Source organism: Lacinutrix sp. 5H-3-7-4, assembly GCF_000211855.2.
Lineage (GTDB): Bacteria > Bacteroidota > Bacteroidia > Flavobacteriales > Flavobacteriaceae > Lacinutrix.
In genome coordinates this window covers 2,294,146-2,312,248 of sequence record NC_015638.1, presented here as the reverse complement: position 1 = coordinate 2,312,248, position 18,103 = coordinate 2,294,146, and the positions used below count along the sequence as shown (strand labels likewise).

Sequence of the window (18,103 nt, the reverse complement as noted above, 5' to 3'; positions counted from 1 at the left end):
AATTGCTTTTAATCGATTTATTTTGCGCTTAAACTATTATCTAAATAGTTTTACTCCGAGAATTAGTTTATATCCCAAATTATAATCTCGCTATTTATGAAAAAACTTTACGCTATTAATCACTCTTTTAATTTTATAAATAAAATTGCTATTTCAATTTTATTTATGGCAATATCCACATATTGCAGTGCACAAACTTCATACGTTGAGGTTTCTGTTAATTGGCCAAATTGGTCTTCAGAAAACAGAGTTGAAGTATATAATCCTGGCGGAACACTATTAGCTACCATTGATAATGGGTATAATGGTTCTACAAACAACTCTTACTCTACAACATTAAGTTTAAATTGTTTAACCAATGCCAATAATTATTATATAATTATGTATGATACTTATGGTGACGGTTGGAATGGTACTAATCCAAATGTAATAATAACTGCTGGAGGCACAACTGTTTTAGCAAATTCTGGTGCTACTGCATCACAAACGGGTACTTCTTTAAATTTTAACGTTTCTGGAACTTGCTCTGGGTCTTGCACCTCTACAGTTAATACTTTTCCACATACAGAAAGCTTTGAAACAGATTTAGGATTGTGGTCTCAAGATAATAGTGATGGTTTTAACTGGACTAGACACTCTAATGGAACTCCATCAAGTGGCACTGGACCAAATTCTGCCAGTGATGGTAACTTTTATATTTATACTGAAGCTACTAATAATTTTAATAATAACTCAAATTTAATTAGTCCTTGTTATAATTTAGGTTCTGTTTCTTCAGCACAATTAACTTTTAACTATCATATGTTTGGACTAGAAATGGGATCTTTAAGAGTTGATATAAGTACAAATTCTGGTTTAAGTTTTCCAACTACAATATGGTCACAAAATGGACAATCACAAATTAGTAATGCTGCTCCATGGAGCATTGCAACCATAGATCTTTCAGCATATGCTGGACAAACAATAGTTTTAAGAATCGCAGGAAATACTGGCACTGGTTATAGAAGTGATATTGCTGTAGACAACATAACTGTAAACGCAATTAATGTTCCCGAAGCAGAAATAAATATTACTGGAAACAGTATAGATATTAGTAATGGTGATTTCACAACAAATACAGCAAATAATACAGATTTTGGTCCTGTAGAAGAAATTATTGGGTCTAACTCAAATACTTTTACAATAGAAAACCAAGGCACTACATTTCCCTTATACTTAACAGGAACTTCTCCATATGTAACTATTACAGGCACACATGCTTCAGATTTTTCATTAACAAGTACACCAAACCAAACAATAAATGCCGGTAGTTCTACTACATTTGAAATAACATTTCATCCATCGTCTGCAGGAATTAAAACCGCTTTAATATCTATTGCAAATAATGATTCTAATGAAAACCCTTACACTTTTAGCATTCAAGGTCGTGGTTTTACACCTTTAACCGAAGGTCCTGGCGGTGTTACTGCAAATTTAGAACTATGGCTAAAAGCTAATCATGGCGCTGGAAGTACAGATAACCAACCATTAACACAATGGCTAGACCAAGCAAACTCTAATGATGCTACAGTAAATATTACAGGCCAAGAGCCAACTTATAGAGATAACCCCAATTTTAATGTAAATTATAATCCTGTGGTAGATTTCGACAGCTCTTACACTTTATCACCAACAGATAATGATTATTCTTTTGATGATGTTTCTGGAGATTTTCTACAAGGTTCTACAGGTTTTTTCTCACAAGACATTTTTGCTGTTGTACTACCAGATGTTGCCATTAACAGCACTTTTGGAAATATGGATTTATTTTGTGGAGACGAGGACATTGCAACCAATACAGAAGATGTCACTGGATTAGGATTTGGCAGATATTCTGCAAGGTTTACAGACGAGTCTTTTTCGTATTGTGTAGGTAGTACAACACAAGATCCGCCGTATGTAGGATATGGTGTTGCAGATACTAGTACAACTATGAATTATAGCAATGTAGGTATTTTAAATGCCAGAAATAATACTGCTATATCTAGGCAAGAACTATATTATAACGCCAACAATGTTGAAACCGTACAAAATGATTTACCAGATTTTTCTAATGTAAATAATTCAAGATACTGGTTAGGAAGAAGTGAAGGTTACGAAGCCGCTACTAATGCAAGAATTGTTGAAGTTATCTCTTACTCTTCACGTAAAAATGATACAAATCTTTTAGACGAAAGAAATAAAATTCAATCGTATTTAGCAATAAAATACGGTATTACATTAGGTACTAATGGTACTTCTCAAGATTATGTAGATTCAAATGCTAGTAAAATATGGGATGTTTCAGCTAACTCTGGGTACAATTTTGATATTGCAGGAATTGGTCGTGATGATGTTTCAGAATTATATCAAAAACAATCTAAAAGTGTAAACTCTACAGCTATTGTTTCATTTGCATTACATAATACAGAACTAACAAACAACCTTAATACACAAACTTTCGATACAGATAACGAATTTTTAATTTGGGGTAACGACGGACAAAACACAAACTCTTCTTCTACAAATATAGCTGTTAATCTAGGGACTGCCACTGTAACTACTGTAACAGATATTATGAATAGAAAATGGAAAATTGTTGAAACAGCTGGAGATGTTAGTAAAGTTGAAGTTTCTGTTTTTCAAAACGATTTAGCTGGATTACCAGCTTTAACTGGAGGAGATGCTTATGTAATGCTTGTTGCAGACGATGCTAATTTTACAAGTAATTTAGCTACAGTATTTTTAGACCCAAGTACTTTTAATGGTACTGCCACTCTAGAAGGAACTTACGATTTTGATGGCACTAAATATTTCACTTTTGGTATTGCTCATGAAGAAATAACAAACAGACATTTAGGCTTTGATGGTGAAGATAATTTTACTCTTGTTGGTAATAAAATAGATTTAGGAGGAAGTTTTACAGCATCTGCTTGGGTAAAATTAGACGGTAGTAATAATTTAGCTACAGATAAAACTATTGTTGCTAAAAGTAATGGAACTACTGGTTACAGGTTTTTTATTACAGATAGTAATATTTTAAGTTTTGCTGTAGGCACATCAGCCTCAGACAGAATAAACTCTAACACAACTATACCAAATAATGTTTGGCATCATGTTTCTGTTACTTACAGTAGTAATGAAGCGCGTTTGTATATAGATGGTGTTTTAGATAAAGTTCAAATATTAAATGCACCAACTCCAAATGGATCAGATTTTTCAATTGGTGCTATTTACGTTGATAAAACTAACGTTATAGATTATTTTAAAGGAGATATTGATGAGATTAGAATCTGGAACACTGCTTTAACAAATAACCAATTACGCTATGTAATGAACCAGGAGTTGGAAAACGCTACAAATTATGTAAATGGTACTGTAGTACCTAATAATATTACAAAAAATGAAATTGAAGTAGTAAGCTGGAACAACCTTCTAGCCTATTATAATATGAATTCTTATATAGGCACTCATTTAAACGATGTTTCTGGAAATGGAAATAGAGGTACATTAACAAATACAAATAAATTTAGTATAGAATACCAATCTGCACCATTACCTTATACAACAGCCACTAATGGTGATTGGAATACAAACACAACATGGACAAATGGAACCGAGCAATACATTCCTGGATCTGCTTCAATTGTTGATTCTAACATTACTATAGATTGGAATATTGTAAAAACATCGCACAATTTAACTTTTGAAAACTCATCACTTCCACAAGACAACAATAATAATAGAACTTTATTAAGCCTTACAGTTGATGCTAACAATTTAACAATAAATGGAAATACACTTACAAATGAAGGTAACGCATTAACAGTAACGCATTATCTTAAAATTCATGGTAAAATAGATTTACAAGGTGAGTCGCAACTTATTCAAACGTTAAACTCAGATTTAGATCCTTTAAGTTCAGGTACTCTAGAAAGAGACCAACAAGGAACACAAGATTTATACACCTACAACTACTGGTCTTCACCAGTAGGCTTAGGCAATAATTCTACAAACAATAACAGCTATACAGTACCACAAATATTTCAAGATGGTACAGACCCTAACAATCCATTAGCAATAAACTTTATTACAAATAGTTACGATGGTACATCTGGATCACCAATAGGGATAGCAGATTACTGGATATGGAAATATGGAAATTTAGCTAATAACTATTATAATTGGGAACATTTACGCAGTACTGGTACATTGCAGGCTGGTGAAGGTTTCACAATGAAAGGTGTTGCTAACACCAATAATAATGTATTATTAACACAAAACTATGTATTAGAAGGAAAACCTAACAATGGTGAGATTACACTACATATAGATCCTGCTAACGAATATTTAGTTGGAAACCCATACGCATCAGCAATAGACGCTAATATTTTTATTGCAGATAACCCAAATACAAATGGTACTTTATATTTTTGGGAACATTGGGGTGGAAACTCTCATGTAACTTCAAACTATCAAGGTGGTTATGCTACTTACAACTTATCTGGAGCTATACCCGCTATGCAGTATGATTATAATACAAATGGTAATACCGGTACAGGTAATGCTAATAAAATACCTGGTAGATACATTCCTGTTTCTCAAGGTTTCTTTGTAACTGGAAGCAGTAGCGGAAACATTGTTTTTAACAATAATCAAAGAGTATTTGAAATAGAAGGCGCTAATTCTACTTTTATTAGAAATGCTCCTAGTAATAGCACTTCTACTACTGCATTACAAGATGAAAGAATGAAAATTCGTTTATCTCTTAATACTACTTGCACCTATAAAAGACAAATATTAGTAACGGTAGATGATAATGCTACACCACAAATTGATTTTGGTTACGATGGAGAATTAAACGAAACTCATGAAGATGATATGTATTGGGTAATAGACAATAAAAAGTTTCTTATTCAAGGTATAAATATTATTAAAGCCTCTACTATACTACCAATTGGTTTACATACAGATGTTAATGGTATAAGTACTTTTAAAATAGAAGAACTAACAAATGTCCCTAATGATTTAGATATTTTTATATATGATGCTGTTACAGGTACTTATAACGATATAAAAAATAATCCTGGTTTTTCAATAAACCTACCAGCTGGTAGCTATATGGATCGTTTTGAATTAAGATTCTCTAATGGAAATTCATTAAGTACAGAAGACTATTTAACCCAAACAGGAATACAGTTTTATTTCACTAATAATAACGAGTCTATAATAATTAACAATCCTAAATTACAACCTATAAAATCTGTCTCCCTTATAAATATGTTAGGCCAAGAAATTATTTATTTTGATGCTATAGAGACTCAAGACTACACTACACTAAAAACAAGCAATATAAGTTCCGGAAACTATATATTAAACATCAATACTAACATTGGTAAAATTGCTAAAAAAGTATTAATAGAGTGACGTTCTAACTAAAAAAAACAAACATTACACAAAGCCTAAACAGACAGTCTTTCAGGCTTTCTAAAACTAACACTAGCCGTTCATCCTAATAATTCGCACTCAAAAACCTTACATCTGTTTTTTTTACTTGTCATAGGTTTTTTTAAAAATTAACACAACAATAGCTATAGATTTGAGAAGGAGATTCTTTCTCTCTGTGCTATTAATTAAACTATTTAAACCATTCAAATTATGAATAACTCTACGCTAAAACATTCGCTATTAACCATATTTTTATTTTCCCTTTGCTATACTGTTTTCGCTCAGTCTAACACAGAAACCGACCAAAGATTAAAAATAAGATTAGGATTTAATTCTGTCGACAATTTTCATAGACAGTTACTTGTAACAGAAGATAGTAACGCTACATCTGGAATAGATTTTGGTTATGATGCCGAATTATATGAGAATTTTCAAAACGATATGTATTGGTTAATAAACGATATCAGGTTTGTAAGTCAAGGTGTAGATGTTATAGATTTTAACACCGTTTTACCTATAGGTTTACATACACAGTCTGGAATTAGCACAATTTTAATAGACGAAATTTTAAATGCTCCAGATAGTTTAGGTGTTTCAGTTTACGATAAAGTAACAGACAAATATCATGATATTACAAATAATGACGGATTCTCTATAGATTTAGCTGCGGGATCATATTTAGACCGTTTTGAGTTAAGGTTTTTTAATACGAATGAAGTAAATAATAGTGAAGATGTAGAAGAAGAAGAAGATGATGAAGAAGATGACAACAGTAGCGAAGACGAAGAAACTGAAGAAAGTGAGGAAACAGATGAGAATGATGAAAATGATGACGAGGAAGAAGAAAATGATGATGAAGATAATGATGAAGAAGATAATGATGAAGATGAAGATACAACCGATGAACCTGAAATAGACGTTACAACACCAGGTGGTAATAAAATAGCTTTATATTATATAAATAGTACTAAAACTATTATTATAGAAAACGAAAATAAACATGAAGTAGAATCTGTTTATATCTACACGCTTAATGGTAAATTAAAAGTAAAATATAACGCTTTAAGCAAACAAGAAAACACAACAATTGAAACTAATAATTTACCTGCTGGTAATTACATAATTATAGCTAATACAGCTGTTGGAAAACTTATGAAAAAGGTTAGTATTAACTAAGCCTAAAGTTTAGTAAAATAAAAAATCCTGAAACTTAACGTTTCAGGATTTTTTTATTTATTTTTTTTAAAATTATTTTACAGCTTTAATTAAAGCACTTAAATCTAATTTTGTTTGATCTCCAGTGTTCATGTTTTTTAAAGTATAAGCCTCACTATTCATTTCCTCTTCACCCACTAAAACTACAAATGGAATATTACGTTTGTTAGCGTAATTCATTTGTTTTTTCATATGCTTACCATTAGTAATTTTATCTGGATACAACTCTGCGTTCACGCCATTTTCTCTTAAAAATTTAATAGCTTTTAAACTAAAAAGCGCTTCGTTATCACCAAAGTTTATAAATAAAACTTCTGTACTTTTTGTAATAGTTTCTGGAAATAAACCTAATTCCTCTATCACTAAATAAATACGATCTAAACCAAAACTAATACCTACACCGCTTACATTTTTCAAACCAAAGATACCAGTTAAATCATCGTATCTTCCACCACCACCAATGGATCCCATTTTAACACCTTTTGGTGCAGAAACCTCAAAAATTGCGCCCGTATAATAATTTAAACCTCTTGCTAGCGTAACATCTAGCTGTAATTTTGCAGATTTTAAACCAAGCGTATTAATTGCATTATTTATAAATTCTAATTCTTCAATACCTTTTTTTCCTTCTTCAGAAGTACTTAAAATATCTTTTAAACTTTCAATTTGGGCATCGAAACTTCCTGCTAAAGAGAACAATGGTTGTAGTTTATCTATTCCGCTCTGCGGTATAGCTTTACTTAACATTTCTTCTTTAACTTTCTCCTCTCCTATTTTGTCTAACTTATCTAAAGCGACTGTAAAATCTATTAGCTTATCACTTGCGCCAATAACTTCTGCTATTCCAGATAATATTTTGCGGTTGTTAATATTTATAGTTGTGCCTTTTAAACCTAAAGCTGTAAATACATTATCGTACAGCTGTACAAATTCTACTTCCTGCCATAATGAATCACTACCAACAACATCTGCATCACATTGGTAAAACTCTCTAAAACGTCCTTTTTGTGGTCTATCTGCTCGCCAAACTGGCTGCATTTGGTAACGTTTAAAAGGGAACTCAATATCGTTTTGGTGTTGTACAACGTAACGTGCAAATGGCACTGTTAAATCGTAACGTAAAGCTTTTTCTGATATTTTTGGAGTTACTTTATTCGAGTTTTTTTCAGCATATAAGTCGTCATTTACTTTAGATAAATAATCACCACTATTTAATATTTTAAATATTAAACGGTCACCTTCTTCACCGTATTTTCCCATTAGCGTATCGCTATTTTCAAAACTTGGTGTTTCTATTGGCTGAAAACCAAAGGTTTCAAATTGCGATTTTATTGTACTAAAAATATAGTTACGTTTTGCAACTTGTTCTGGGTTAAAATCTCGTGTTCCTTTTGGTATGCTTGGTTTTTGTGCCATATTTATTCCCTTGAAGAAAGGGAGCTTTTAATAGATTACTTTAATAGATTCTGCATCAAGTGCGGAATAACAAAAATAGTTGTTTTAATTTTAAATCGTTTCCGTCATTGCGAGCTTTTTTCATTAGAAAAAAAGCTTTGTAACTTTTGAATTGAAAATTTATCCAAATCAACAAACAGATTGCCACGTCCTTCGTCCTCGCAATGACGATTGATTGTTTATTTAATTTATAAGTTTAAACATATACTCATACAATTCTCCTTTTGTAATATTAGAGCCTTGCTGTATAAGTGTAAATTTATCTAAGTTTTTATCTTCGCTATAGTCTTTTTTAGCTTGCACAAATTCTACATTATCGTGCATTAAATTGCTTCTAAGCCAATTAAAACCATCTGTTGTTGTTAAGTCTACTTCTTCTTTAACTTTTATGCCTATTAAATGCATGTGATCTTCATTTAAAGAAAACAAGTGAATATCTTTAGGTGAAATATGCTCTAAATACTTAGTTTTATTTAAAACGCCTTCCCAAACTAAATCACTAAATACATCTAATTCTTGCTCTGCAACTTCTGGCTTATTTGTTTTTATATCCTGCCACTCATCGGCAGTGATAGATTGCGTTGCTAAAAAGTTTATAAATTCTTGGTGTAATTCTTCAAATTGCTCTTTTGTAAGTCTAGAATATTTCATTTTTGTACTATTTTTTTACTAGAGAGATTGTGTTGTAATCGATTAGTAAATCTTTATTTATTTTGTAATGTTTAATGCTTTGGCTGTTGCAAAAGGTCTATCTGTAGCAAAAATGTCGATACCTTTTTCTCTCCATTCTTGATACATTTTATCGCCTTTAGCTGCTGCTTGATTGTCTAAATTTCCTAATGTTCCTAAAATTGTTTTTATACCGTAAGAATGTACTTTTTTATAAAATTCATTAGCAGATAAACGTGTTCCTGTAAAGGCTAGCATATTTTCTGTTGGTATGTTTGAGTGTATTAACCAATCTAATTCTTTTTCATTTCTAGCAGAAACAGATAGTAAAAATTCTGGTGCATAGTTATATGCTTTTTGAGATTGTTTTAAATCGTAAGTAATAATTACACAAACATCTTCTGCTTGTTCTTTTCTAATTTCATCTATTACCTGCTCTACAGCTACACTTCTTTTAATATCTACGGTTAAAACAACATTATTTGTTTTTGCCCAATTTAAAACCTTAGCAAATAATGGGATTTTAAATGTTGTTTCATTTCCAAAATCATCTTCTAAATTAAATACTTTTAATTCGTTGTATGTATAATCTGTTAATTTTCCTGTTCCTGTTGTTGTTCGTTCTAAAGTATTATCGTGCAATAAAACTAACTTACCATCTTTAGTTTTAGCTACGTCTATTTCATAAATGGCAGGAATACTATCGTTTACGTATTGCAAAGTTTCTAAGCAATTTTCCGGAAATTTTTTTATACTTTTTCCTCCACGATGTACACTTATTACTGGTTTAGCATTTGGGTTATACTTAAAGGTTTCTAATAAAATAGATTTTTTTTCTGTTTGTTCTTCAACTTCAGTTTTAACAACAGTTTCTTTCTCTGTGTTTTTACAAGAAATTATTAAGGCGAATAATATTAAAAAGTATAAATTTTTCATATTTGTTTTTCCGCGTAAGCGATAATTTTAAAATAAGTTTAATTGTTTAAATATCTATAAATAAAAATGCGCTTCTAATAAAAATTAGAAGCGCAAATTTACGTAATTATTATGTGTTGTTATTAGAAAATATAACGAACTCCAAATTGTGCTTGCCATCTTGATAATAATGATGAATCGTAACCAAAAGTTTCTTGGTTAGACTCATTAAAAGTATAAGTTGGTGTGTTTGTACTCTGGTCTAAATTTACTGAAATAGGGCTTACGTTATTAGGTATTTGCACAACTCCCCAATCGCTATTTAATAGGTTTCCAATGTTTAAAACATCTACACTAAACTGAATTGTATTTGTTTTACCATCGCCTACATTAAATTTATAGTCTTGTAATAATTTTACATCCCATTTTCCTCTCCATGGTGCTAATGCGCCATAACGCTCTGAGTAATCACCTCTTCTATCACTTAAATAATCGTCTTGCTGTATATAAGCTTCGTAATTAGCTGCTTGAGTTGCTTGTTCTGCTGGTGTACCAGAAAATTGCATTTGTTGAACTTCTGCTGGTGTTGGTACATAAAGTAAATCGTTGTTTTGCCCAGAACTATCATTATTAATATTTCCTGCATAAGTATAGCTAAAACGTCCACCTTGTGCATACTCAAAGAATGTAGATAACGTTGTTGACCACTTATCGTTACCGTAAGTAAATTTCTTACTTGCTACACCAATAAATCTATGTTTATCTCCATATTTAGAGAAGCTTAAAACATCGTCGTTTGCATTACCAGATACTTGATTAAAATCGAAAGCATCACCAGTAATTTCTGCTTCAATAGAGTTTACATCTTTAGAATCTAAATAGTTATATGCTAAACTTGTATAAAAGCCTCTTCCAAAAGTTTTTTGTGCTTTTACTGTAAAATTCCAAATACGACCTTTGTCTGAATTTGTAAATACATAAGCATTGTTTCCTTTGTCTGAATCTGCATAAACAGGTCTATTATCTCCTGGTGCATTTAAAGTTTCTGATGGATTACGTAATCCCCAGTTTTGTACGTGAGCTCCATTAATATCTTTAGTATAAGATACATCGGCCGTCATGATTAAACCGTTTTCAAATTTATAATCACCACCAATATTTGTTCTCCAAACTTGTGGCCATTTATATTCTGGATCGATTATTTGAAAGAAACCATCATCTGCTCCACTTACTTGGTTACCTAACCAAACAAAAGGAAAACGACCTGTAAATAATCCTGTTCCACCACGAACCTGGAATGTGTTATCTCCTTTAACATCGTAGTTAAAACCAACTCTAGGTGAGATTAATGGTTTATTATCTGGTAATTGAGTAGACTCTAATGTTACTTCTTCGTTTGTATTTGGGTTAAAATATGATACCGAGTTGTCTCTTGTTGCTCCATTCTCTGTATTTATATATTTTTGAATTAACTCTGAAGTATTAAAATATAATGGTTTATCGAAACGAATACCATAAGTTAATTTAAGCTTGTCTGATACATTCCATTCATCCTGAAGGTAAAATGCTAATTGACCAACATTAAGTTCTGCTAATTTCCAACCACCATCATTACCATCGCCATTGGCATTAAATTGGTTAAATGCATTTTGAGTTGCTGTTAAATATTGATCTACAACTCCGCCTGGTTGTGCATTATCTAAGAACGTTTGCACATCTGGATACGGTGAAAACAAACCGTAGTAAGGAAAAATACCAAAGTTAAAAGACTCATAGTTAACCAGGTTAAATGAGTTTTTAAATTTAAATTTCTCAAAATTAAAACCTACTGTAAATGTATGATCTCCTCTAACAATATTTAAGTTATTTGTTAACTGAAGTACTTTTTGATCTAACTTATTGTTAATAGAAAATGGCTCATGACCAGCAATAATATAATTAGATCCTGCTCCATCTTGAATAGTAATAACTGGAGCTGGTCCAGATAGCGGATTTCTAAAATCGTCAAAATGAGTATAACCAAATTGTAATTTATTAGTCATGTCTCCTGGTAGTGTAGAATTTAATTCTACTTGAAAAGAATTTAATTTGTTATTAATTTCATAACCAGAATTTTCAAACTGTAATGTTCTAAAACTTGGACCTCTTACACCAATTGCTGTTGGGTGAGCTGGTTTTTCTTTTGAAGCATCTAAAAAGTTATAAATAACTGCTAAACGGTTATTATCGTTTATATTCCAATCTAATTTAAAAATACCTTTTGTTGAGTTAGAATCGTAATTAAAACCTTCGTAACGTCCAGGATTATATCCTAAATTTAATAATGCATCGCTAACAGCATTTAAGTCGTTTACATCAACTATAGATTCGTTTACAGCTCCTGTTCCTCTATTTGGAGAAAATGGAGAACCTAAATCTGTTCTATCATCTTTTTCAAAGTTAGCGAAAAAGAATAATTTATTTTTAATTACGGGACCACCAATACTAAGTCCGTATTGCGTTTGCTCTAAATCTGCTTTAAAAACTTCATCTCCATTAATTTCTCCACCTGTTAAGTCTTCATTTCTAAAAAAGCCATACACAGTACCATGAAATTCATTAGTTCCACTTTTTGTTACAGCGTTTACGGCTGCTCCTGTAAAACCAGATTGTGTAACATCATAAGGTGCTAAAGATACTTGAATTTGATCTATAGCATCTAGTGAGATTGGTTGAGCATCTGTTTGACCTCCAACAGTTGCTGCGTCTAACCCAAATGGATTACCAAAAACAGCACCATCTAAACTAAAGTTGTTAAATTGGTCGTTTCTACCTCCAAAAGAGTTACCAGATGCAGAAGGCTCCAGCCTTGTAAAATCTGCTGCAGATCTAGAAATAGTTGGTAAAGCTGTTAATTCTCGGCGACCTACACTTGTTTCTGCTCCTGTACGATCACTACCAAAAGTTCCTGTTCCACCTGTTCCTGTAATAACTACAGTATCTAAAGCTTGACTATCTGGCGATAAAGCAATATCAATATTTTGCGTTTTTCCTAGTGTTAAATAAACATCGCTATAAACTTGCTCTTTATAGCCTACATAACTAATTGTTATTTTGTATGGTCCACCAACTCTTAAATTAAGTAGATTAAAACGACCATCAAAATTTGTTGCAGAACCATATTTAGTTCCTGTTGGTGTATGTACAGCAACTACATTAGCACCTGGCAATGGTTGATTGGTCTCATCAAGAATAAGACCTTTAATGTTTGACGTTGTAACTTGAGCAAATGCAAAGGCTACAAAAAACATTAGCAAAAAAGTAATAGAATGTTTTTTCATGTTATTTGTGTTGTATGAATTAGAGGGTAATCATTATGCACGCATAATAATTTTAACGCAAAATTAACACAAAAAAAAAGCCATTCAAAGTGAATGGCTTTTAAGTTTTAATATTTTATTAACTAAATGTTAACAGAATATTTAATTTATTAAGATTTAGCTACAACTTCAAAATCAATTTCTGCTGTTGCTTCTCTATGTAAACGTACTGTAGCATTGTATTGCCCTAAACGCTTAATATTACCTCCAGTAATAGAGATGAATTTTTTGTCTATTGTGTGCCCTTCTTTTTCAAAAGCTTCTACTAAATCTAATTTAGTTACAGATCCAAATAATTTATCTCCAGCTGAAGCTCCTTCTGTAGCTTTTGCTGCAATTTTAATATCTAATTGTTTTAAAGCATCAATTGTAGCGTTTGCTTCTTCAATTAATTTTTTGTCTTTAAAGGCACGCTGTTTTAAGTTTTCAGCTAAAACCTTCTTTGCAGAAGCTGTTGCTAATACTGCGTGACCTGTAGGAATTAAAAAGTTTCTACCATAACCGTTCTTAACCGTTACAACATCGTCTTTAAATCCTAAATTTTCAACGTCTTGTTTTAATATAAGTTCCATTGTTATGATAATTTTATTTTAATAAATCTGTTACGTATGGTAATAACGCTAAGTGACGCGCTCTTTTTACTGCTACAGATACTTTTCTTTGATATTTTAAAGATGTTCCTGTTAAACGTCTTGGTAAAATTTTACCTTGTTCGTTTACAAAACCTAATAACCAATCTGCATCTTTATAATCTACATACTTGATTCCAGATTTTTTGAAACGGCAATATTTCTTTTGCTTGCTCGTGTCAATATTTAAAGGTGTTAAATATCTAATTTCACCTTCTTTCTTTCCTTTTGCTTGTTGTTCTATAGATGCCATAATTACGCTTTTTGTTTTAATTTAACTCTTCTTCTTTCTGCCCACGAAATCGCGTGCTTGTCTAAAGCTACAGTTAAGTAACGCATAAAACGCTCATCACGTCTAAACTCTACTTCTAAAGGAGTAATGTGTTCACCATCTATAGTGTACTCAAATAAGTGGTAAAATCCACTTTTTTTGTTTTGTATTGGGTAAGCTAATTTTTTTAAGCCCCAATCTTCTTTGGCTACCATCTTTGCTCCTCTTTCAGTAAGAAAATCTTCGTATTTCTTTACTGTTTCCTTTATCTGTGTTTCAGATAAAACGGGATTTAAGATGAAAACAGTTTCATAATGATTCATAAAAATCTATTTATTGTGTTAAAAATGAGTGCAAAAATAAGTCTTTTTATTTAATCTCACAATAGTAGTGGCATAATTTAAATTTGATTGAAGATTTCTAAACATAATGTTAAATTTTACATTTTAGCGATGTTTTTTGGTTTTAATCCGAATTTTTTGTAACATTGTCGATAATAAACCCAAATAACCAATATACTATGTTTTTAAATTGTGTCGTAGTTGATGATTCAGCAATACAAAGATTATCTATTGTTAAGCTTATTGAAAATAACAGCTCTCTTAACCTAGTTGCTGAATATAGCAGTGCATTAGAAACAAAAAACGGACTTAACACTCAAAAAGTAGATTTAATATTTTTAGATATTGAAATGCCTGTTTTAAACGGTTTCGAACTTTTAGATGTATTAAATAACAAACCACAAATTATTTTTGTGACTGGTAAAACAGAATATGCTTTTAAGGCATTTAATTATGATGCCACAGATTACCTACAAAAACCTATTACTCGTGAGCGTTTTAATCAAGCCGTAGAAAAAGCCGTAGAACAACATAAATTAAAGTTAGACTTTAACGAAGTTGAAGGCGAACATATATTTGTAAAAAGTAACCTTAAAAAACGAAAAGTTTACATTAGAGATATTAAATGGATTGAAGCTTTAGGTGACTATGTAAAATTAGTAACAGAAGACACATCTTTAGTAGTACTTTCTACTATGAAAGCTTTTGAAGGAGAATTACCCGAAGGTAAATTTTTAAGAATTCACAAATCCTACATTGTGAATTTAGATAAGGTTGACCGCTTTAATAGTAAAAATGTTGAAGTTGGCTCTTACGAAATTCCTTTAAGTAGAAATAAAAAGACATTGCTTGTTGATGCGTTAAATAATATTTAAGCATAATAATACTTATCTATAACACTAACTAATCCTACTCGAGAGAGTGGGATTTTTTTTGTTTTGATTTAACCTGTTTGTCATTCCTGACTTCGCAGAAATTACAGAAATTACAGAAATTATATTATTTTAAATTCTTTTAAAAGAATTATTAAACCTGATATTATAAAACAGATACCAACAGTTCTTAATTTAAAAGTAAGTCCTCCAAGTTCACTTAGTTTTTCTTGGTAATATTTTATAATTAATACACCAAAGAACGAAAGCACAACTCCAATTATAATATTCAACATAATTTATTTAAAATTTAAGAACCATCTATTCGCATAACAATTACATCAAAGGATTCCGCTTTTTAGCGGAATTAGTTCGATTACGAAATTTACATGTAAATTTCTATCTCACTAATAATTATCTACATTTATAATTACGCGCACAGACCTAAAATCTTTTACCGCCTCAAAACTAGTATTAACTTTTCTAATAACATCTTTAGTTTTGCCTAGAGATTGTTGCTGTGGTATTTTAATAAGTATATTTTTTAAATACAAATTCCTTATTCTTGATACTGGAGGAAATTCTGGTCCCAATATATTAGATTTAAATACCTGTTTTAGCGACTTAGCGAACCAATCACTAGCTTGCTCTACTCTATTATAATCACGATGCTTAAATGTTATTTTTATTAACCTATAATATGGAGGATATTTAAAATTATAACGTTCTTGAAGTTGCTCTTCAAACATACTCTTATAATCGTTTGTAGAGACTTGTTGTACAATTTTATGATAAGGATTATATGTTTGTATTAAAACCTTTCCACGCTTATAGGTTCTACCTGCTCGACCAGAAACCTGAAGCATAAGTTGAAAACTACGTTCATGAGCTCTAAAGTCTGGAAAATTTAAAAGGTTATCTGCATTCATTATACCAACTAGCTTCACATTTCTAAAATCCAAACCCTTGGTTAGCATTTGCGTGCCTACTAATATATCTATTTCCTGCTGCTCTAATGCTGTAATTATTTTTTCATACCCATGTTTACCACGCGTAGTGTCTAAATCCATACGTCCAACATTGTATTTAGGAAACAATGCTTGTACTTCCTTCTCTATTTGCTCTGTACCAAATCCTTTACTATTTAATCCTGGTGTTCCACATGCCATACATTTTAATAGCATAGCAATAGTATGACCGCAATAATGACAGCGTAATTGACTACGGTATTGGTGATACGTTAAACTTACATCGCAATTTGGACATTGAGGTGATTCACCACAGGTATTACACTCTACAATTGGAGAATAGCCTCGCCTGTTTTGAAATAAAATTACCTGATGCCCGTTTTGTAATGTTTCGTTTATTTCTTCAATCATTCTATCACTAAAATGACCTTTCATTTTTTTCTTTTTATATTTTTCTGCTATATCTACAATTTCTATATCTGGTAATTGTACATTATTATAACGTTTAGTAATTTCTACAAAACCATACTTGTTTTCTCTTGCGTTATAGTACGACTCTAAACTTGGTGTTGCACTACCTAGCAATATTTTAGCATCATGAAAATGCGCTAAAACTATTGCAGTATCTCTTGCATGATATCGTGGTGCAGGATCAAATTGTTTGAAAGATTGCTCATGCTCTTCGTCTACAATTATTAATCCTAAATCGCTAAATGGCAAAAATATAGAAGATCGTGCACCTAAAACTATTTTTGCTTTCGCCGAATTACCCAAAACATTATTGTAAACTTCTACACGCTCATGTGCCGAATACTTACTATGAAACACCGCTACTTGCTCTCCAAAATAATTTTGCAATCGTGACACTAGTTGCGTTGTTAAAGCTATTTCTGGTAACAGATATAAAACTTGCTTACCATTTGCAATAACAGCTTCTATTAGTTTCACATAAACTTCTGTTTTACCAGACGATGTTACACCATGTAACAAAGTTGTACTATGGGTTTTAAAAGCTGTTTGAATTTGTTTTAATGCTTCTGTTTGATAAGTGTTTAAAGTTTTTGAATCTTCATTTTCATATCCCTCATACTGTACTCTATCGGTTTGAATGTGATATTCTTCTAAAACACCTTTATCTATTAAAGTTTTTATTATTGCAGAAGAAGCACCACTTTCTTCTGCTAAATCTTTAACTTTTACAGGCTTTTTTGTTTTTGCTGAAATTGAAAATAAAGTTAAAACAACTTGCTTTTGCTTTTCGGCGCGACTTAGCGCTTCTAATAACTGATGCAAACCAACTTCGCTCGTGTATTCTGGTTGCAATTTTACATACCTTACGTATTTAGGCTTGTATTTATCATAGATTTCTTCTTGCAGTAATATTACTTCTTTTTCAATTAGACGTTTTATTACAGGAAGTACATTTTTTTTATCTAAAATTTTTGAAACTTCTTGTATTTTTAATGACGATTGATGATGAAGTGCTTCGAAAATTAAAAACTCATCGTCTTTTAAATCTGTATCTTTTATTTCGGCTTTTAAATTTCTACTAATTAAGGTTTCGCTTTCTAGAATAAAAGCACTTGGTAAAGCTGTACGCATAACTTCGCCAATGGTACACATGTAATATTTTGCTATCCATTGCCACAATTGCATTTGTTTATTATTTACAATTGGCGTTTCGTCTAAAATTTGATGTATGGATTTTGCCTCGTAAAGTGTTGGCGCTTCAGTATGTATTTTCCCTACCAAACCTGTGTAAATTTTAGATTTACCAAATGGAACAGATACGCGCATACCTTCGCTTAAAAATTCAGATTCGGCTTTAGTAATACTATAAGTAAATAGTTTTTCTAACGGTATTGGTAATATGACGTCTATAAAATAGTTCAATGCTTGCTATTAAAATGCTTTAAATTTAAAATTATTAAGAAGTAAAACTA

General features: G+C 31.3%; 12 protein-coding genes. 3 read left to right on the top strand and 9 right to left on the bottom strand.

What is annotated here, in order from left to right; translation table 11 throughout:
• The first annotated feature begins 96 nt into the window (after window positions 1-96).
• Together LACAL_RS10375 and LACAL_RS15050 are read left to right on the top strand one after the other, a co-directional pair.
• Window positions 97-5,445, top strand: a complete 5,349-nt coding sequence (locus LACAL_RS10375; RefSeq protein ID WP_013870687.1) for a LamG-like jellyroll fold domain-containing protein — start codon at window positions 97-99, stop codon at window positions 5,443-5,445.
• 231 nt (window positions 5,446-5,676) lie between these two features.
• Window positions 5,677-6,642 carry a T9SS type A sorting domain-containing protein gene (locus tag LACAL_RS15050; protein ID WP_013870686.1) on the top strand — a complete coding sequence of 322 codons (966 nt, stop codon included), beginning with the start codon at window positions 5,677-5,679 and terminating at the stop codon, window positions 6,640-6,642.
• Between the two features lie 72 nt (window positions 6,643-6,714).
• On the opposite strand, the gene hisS is transcribed toward LACAL_RS15050, so the two are convergent.
• The 7 genes from hisS to rpsF form a co-directional block, all read right to left on the bottom strand.
• The gene (hisS, locus tag LACAL_RS10365; protein WP_013870685.1) at window positions 6,715-8,097 is read right to left on the bottom strand and encodes a histidine--tRNA ligase; all 1,383 of its coding nucleotides are present in this window, start codon (window positions 8,095-8,097) and stop codon (window positions 6,715-6,717) included.
• Between the two features lie 222 nt (window positions 8,098-8,319).
• Window positions 8,320-8,787 carry a DUF6495 family protein gene (locus LACAL_RS10360; protein WP_013870684.1) on the bottom strand — a complete coding sequence of 156 codons (468 nt, stop codon included), beginning with the start codon at window positions 8,785-8,787 and terminating at the stop codon, window positions 8,320-8,322.
• Window positions 8,788-8,844: 57 nt separating this feature from the next.
• On the bottom strand, window positions 8,845-9,741 hold the full coding sequence (locus LACAL_RS10355) for a glycerophosphodiester phosphodiesterase family protein (RefSeq protein WP_013870683.1): 897 nt from the start codon (window positions 9,739-9,741) through the stop codon (window positions 8,845-8,847).
• 122 nt (window positions 9,742-9,863) lie between these two features.
• The gene (locus LACAL_RS10350; protein ID WP_041301469.1) at window positions 9,864-13,040 is read right to left on the bottom strand and encodes a carboxypeptidase regulatory-like domain-containing protein; all 3,177 of its coding nucleotides are present in this window, start codon (window positions 13,038-13,040) and stop codon (window positions 9,864-9,866) included.
• A 149-nt stretch (window positions 13,041-13,189) separates the two neighbouring features.
• Window positions 13,190-13,651 carry a 50S ribosomal protein L9 gene (rplI, locus tag LACAL_RS10345; protein WP_013870681.1) on the bottom strand — a complete coding sequence of 154 codons (462 nt, stop codon included), beginning with the start codon at window positions 13,649-13,651 and terminating at the stop codon, window positions 13,190-13,192.
• A gap of 13 nt (window positions 13,652-13,664) precedes the next feature.
• The gene (gene rpsR / locus LACAL_RS10340) at window positions 13,665-13,961 is read right to left on the bottom strand and encodes a 30S ribosomal protein S18 (protein WP_013870680.1); all 297 of its coding nucleotides are present in this window, start codon (window positions 13,959-13,961) and stop codon (window positions 13,665-13,667) included.
• A 2-nt stretch (window positions 13,962-13,963) separates the two neighbouring features.
• On the bottom strand, window positions 13,964-14,302 hold the full coding sequence (gene rpsF / locus LACAL_RS10335) for a 30S ribosomal protein S6 (protein WP_013870679.1): 339 nt from the start codon (window positions 14,300-14,302) through the stop codon (window positions 13,964-13,966).
• Window positions 14,303-14,499: 197 nt separating this feature from the next.
• On the opposite strand from rpsF, the gene LACAL_RS10330 reads away from it, so the two are divergent.
• Window positions 14,500-15,195 (top strand): LytTR family DNA-binding domain-containing protein, encoded by a 696-nt coding sequence (locus tag LACAL_RS10330; protein ID WP_013870678.1) that lies wholly within the window; start codon window positions 14,500-14,502, stop codon window positions 15,193-15,195.
• A gap of 119 nt (window positions 15,196-15,314) precedes the next feature.
• On the opposite strand, the gene LACAL_RS15405 is transcribed toward LACAL_RS10330, so the two are convergent.
• Together LACAL_RS15405 and priA are read right to left on the bottom strand one after the other, a co-directional pair.
• Window positions 15,315-15,488 carry a hypothetical protein gene (locus tag LACAL_RS15405; protein ID WP_013870677.1) on the bottom strand — a complete coding sequence of 58 codons (174 nt, stop codon included), beginning with the start codon at window positions 15,486-15,488 and terminating at the stop codon, window positions 15,315-15,317.
• A 111-nt stretch (window positions 15,489-15,599) separates the two neighbouring features.
• On the bottom strand, window positions 15,600-18,053 hold the full coding sequence (gene priA / locus LACAL_RS10325) for a primosomal protein N' (RefSeq protein WP_013870676.1): 2,454 nt from the start codon (window positions 18,051-18,053) through the stop codon (window positions 15,600-15,602).
• Window positions 18,054-18,103 lie beyond the last annotated feature (50 nt).

Coding starts and splice junctions, on each gene's coding strand:
- rpsR (WP_013870680.1), bottom strand. CDS start 13,961: ATGGCATCTATAGAACAACAAGCAAAAGGAAAGAAAGAAGGTGAAATT.
- LACAL_RS15405 (WP_013870677.1), bottom strand. CDS start 15,488: ATGTTGAATATTATAATTGGAGTTGTGCTTTCGTTCTTTGGTGTATTA.
- LACAL_RS10355 (WP_013870683.1), bottom strand. CDS start 9,741: ATGAAAAATTTATACTTTTTAATATTATTCGCCTTAATAATTTCTTGT.
- LACAL_RS15050 (WP_013870686.1), top strand. CDS start 5,677: ATGAATAACTCTACGCTAAAACATTCGCTATTAACCATATTTTTATTT.
- LACAL_RS10330 (WP_013870678.1), top strand. CDS start 14,500: ATGTTTTTAAATTGTGTCGTAGTTGATGATTCAGCAATACAAAGATTA.
- LACAL_RS10375 (WP_013870687.1), top strand. CDS start 97: ATGAAAAAACTTTACGCTATTAATCACTCTTTTAATTTTATAAATAAA.
- rplI (WP_013870681.1), bottom strand. CDS start 13,651: ATGGAACTTATATTAAAACAAGACGTTGAAAATTTAGGATTTAAAGAC.
- LACAL_RS10360 (WP_013870684.1), bottom strand. CDS start 8,787: ATGAAATATTCTAGACTTACAAAAGAGCAATTTGAAGAATTACACCAA.
- hisS (WP_013870685.1), bottom strand. CDS start 8,097: ATGGCACAAAAACCAAGCATACCAAAAGGAACACGAGATTTTAACCCA.
- LACAL_RS10350 (WP_041301469.1), bottom strand. CDS start 13,040: ATGAAAAAACATTCTATTACTTTTTTGCTAATGTTTTTTGTAGCCTTT.
- rpsF (WP_013870679.1), bottom strand. CDS start 14,302: ATGAATCATTATGAAACTGTTTTCATCTTAAATCCCGTTTTATCTGAA.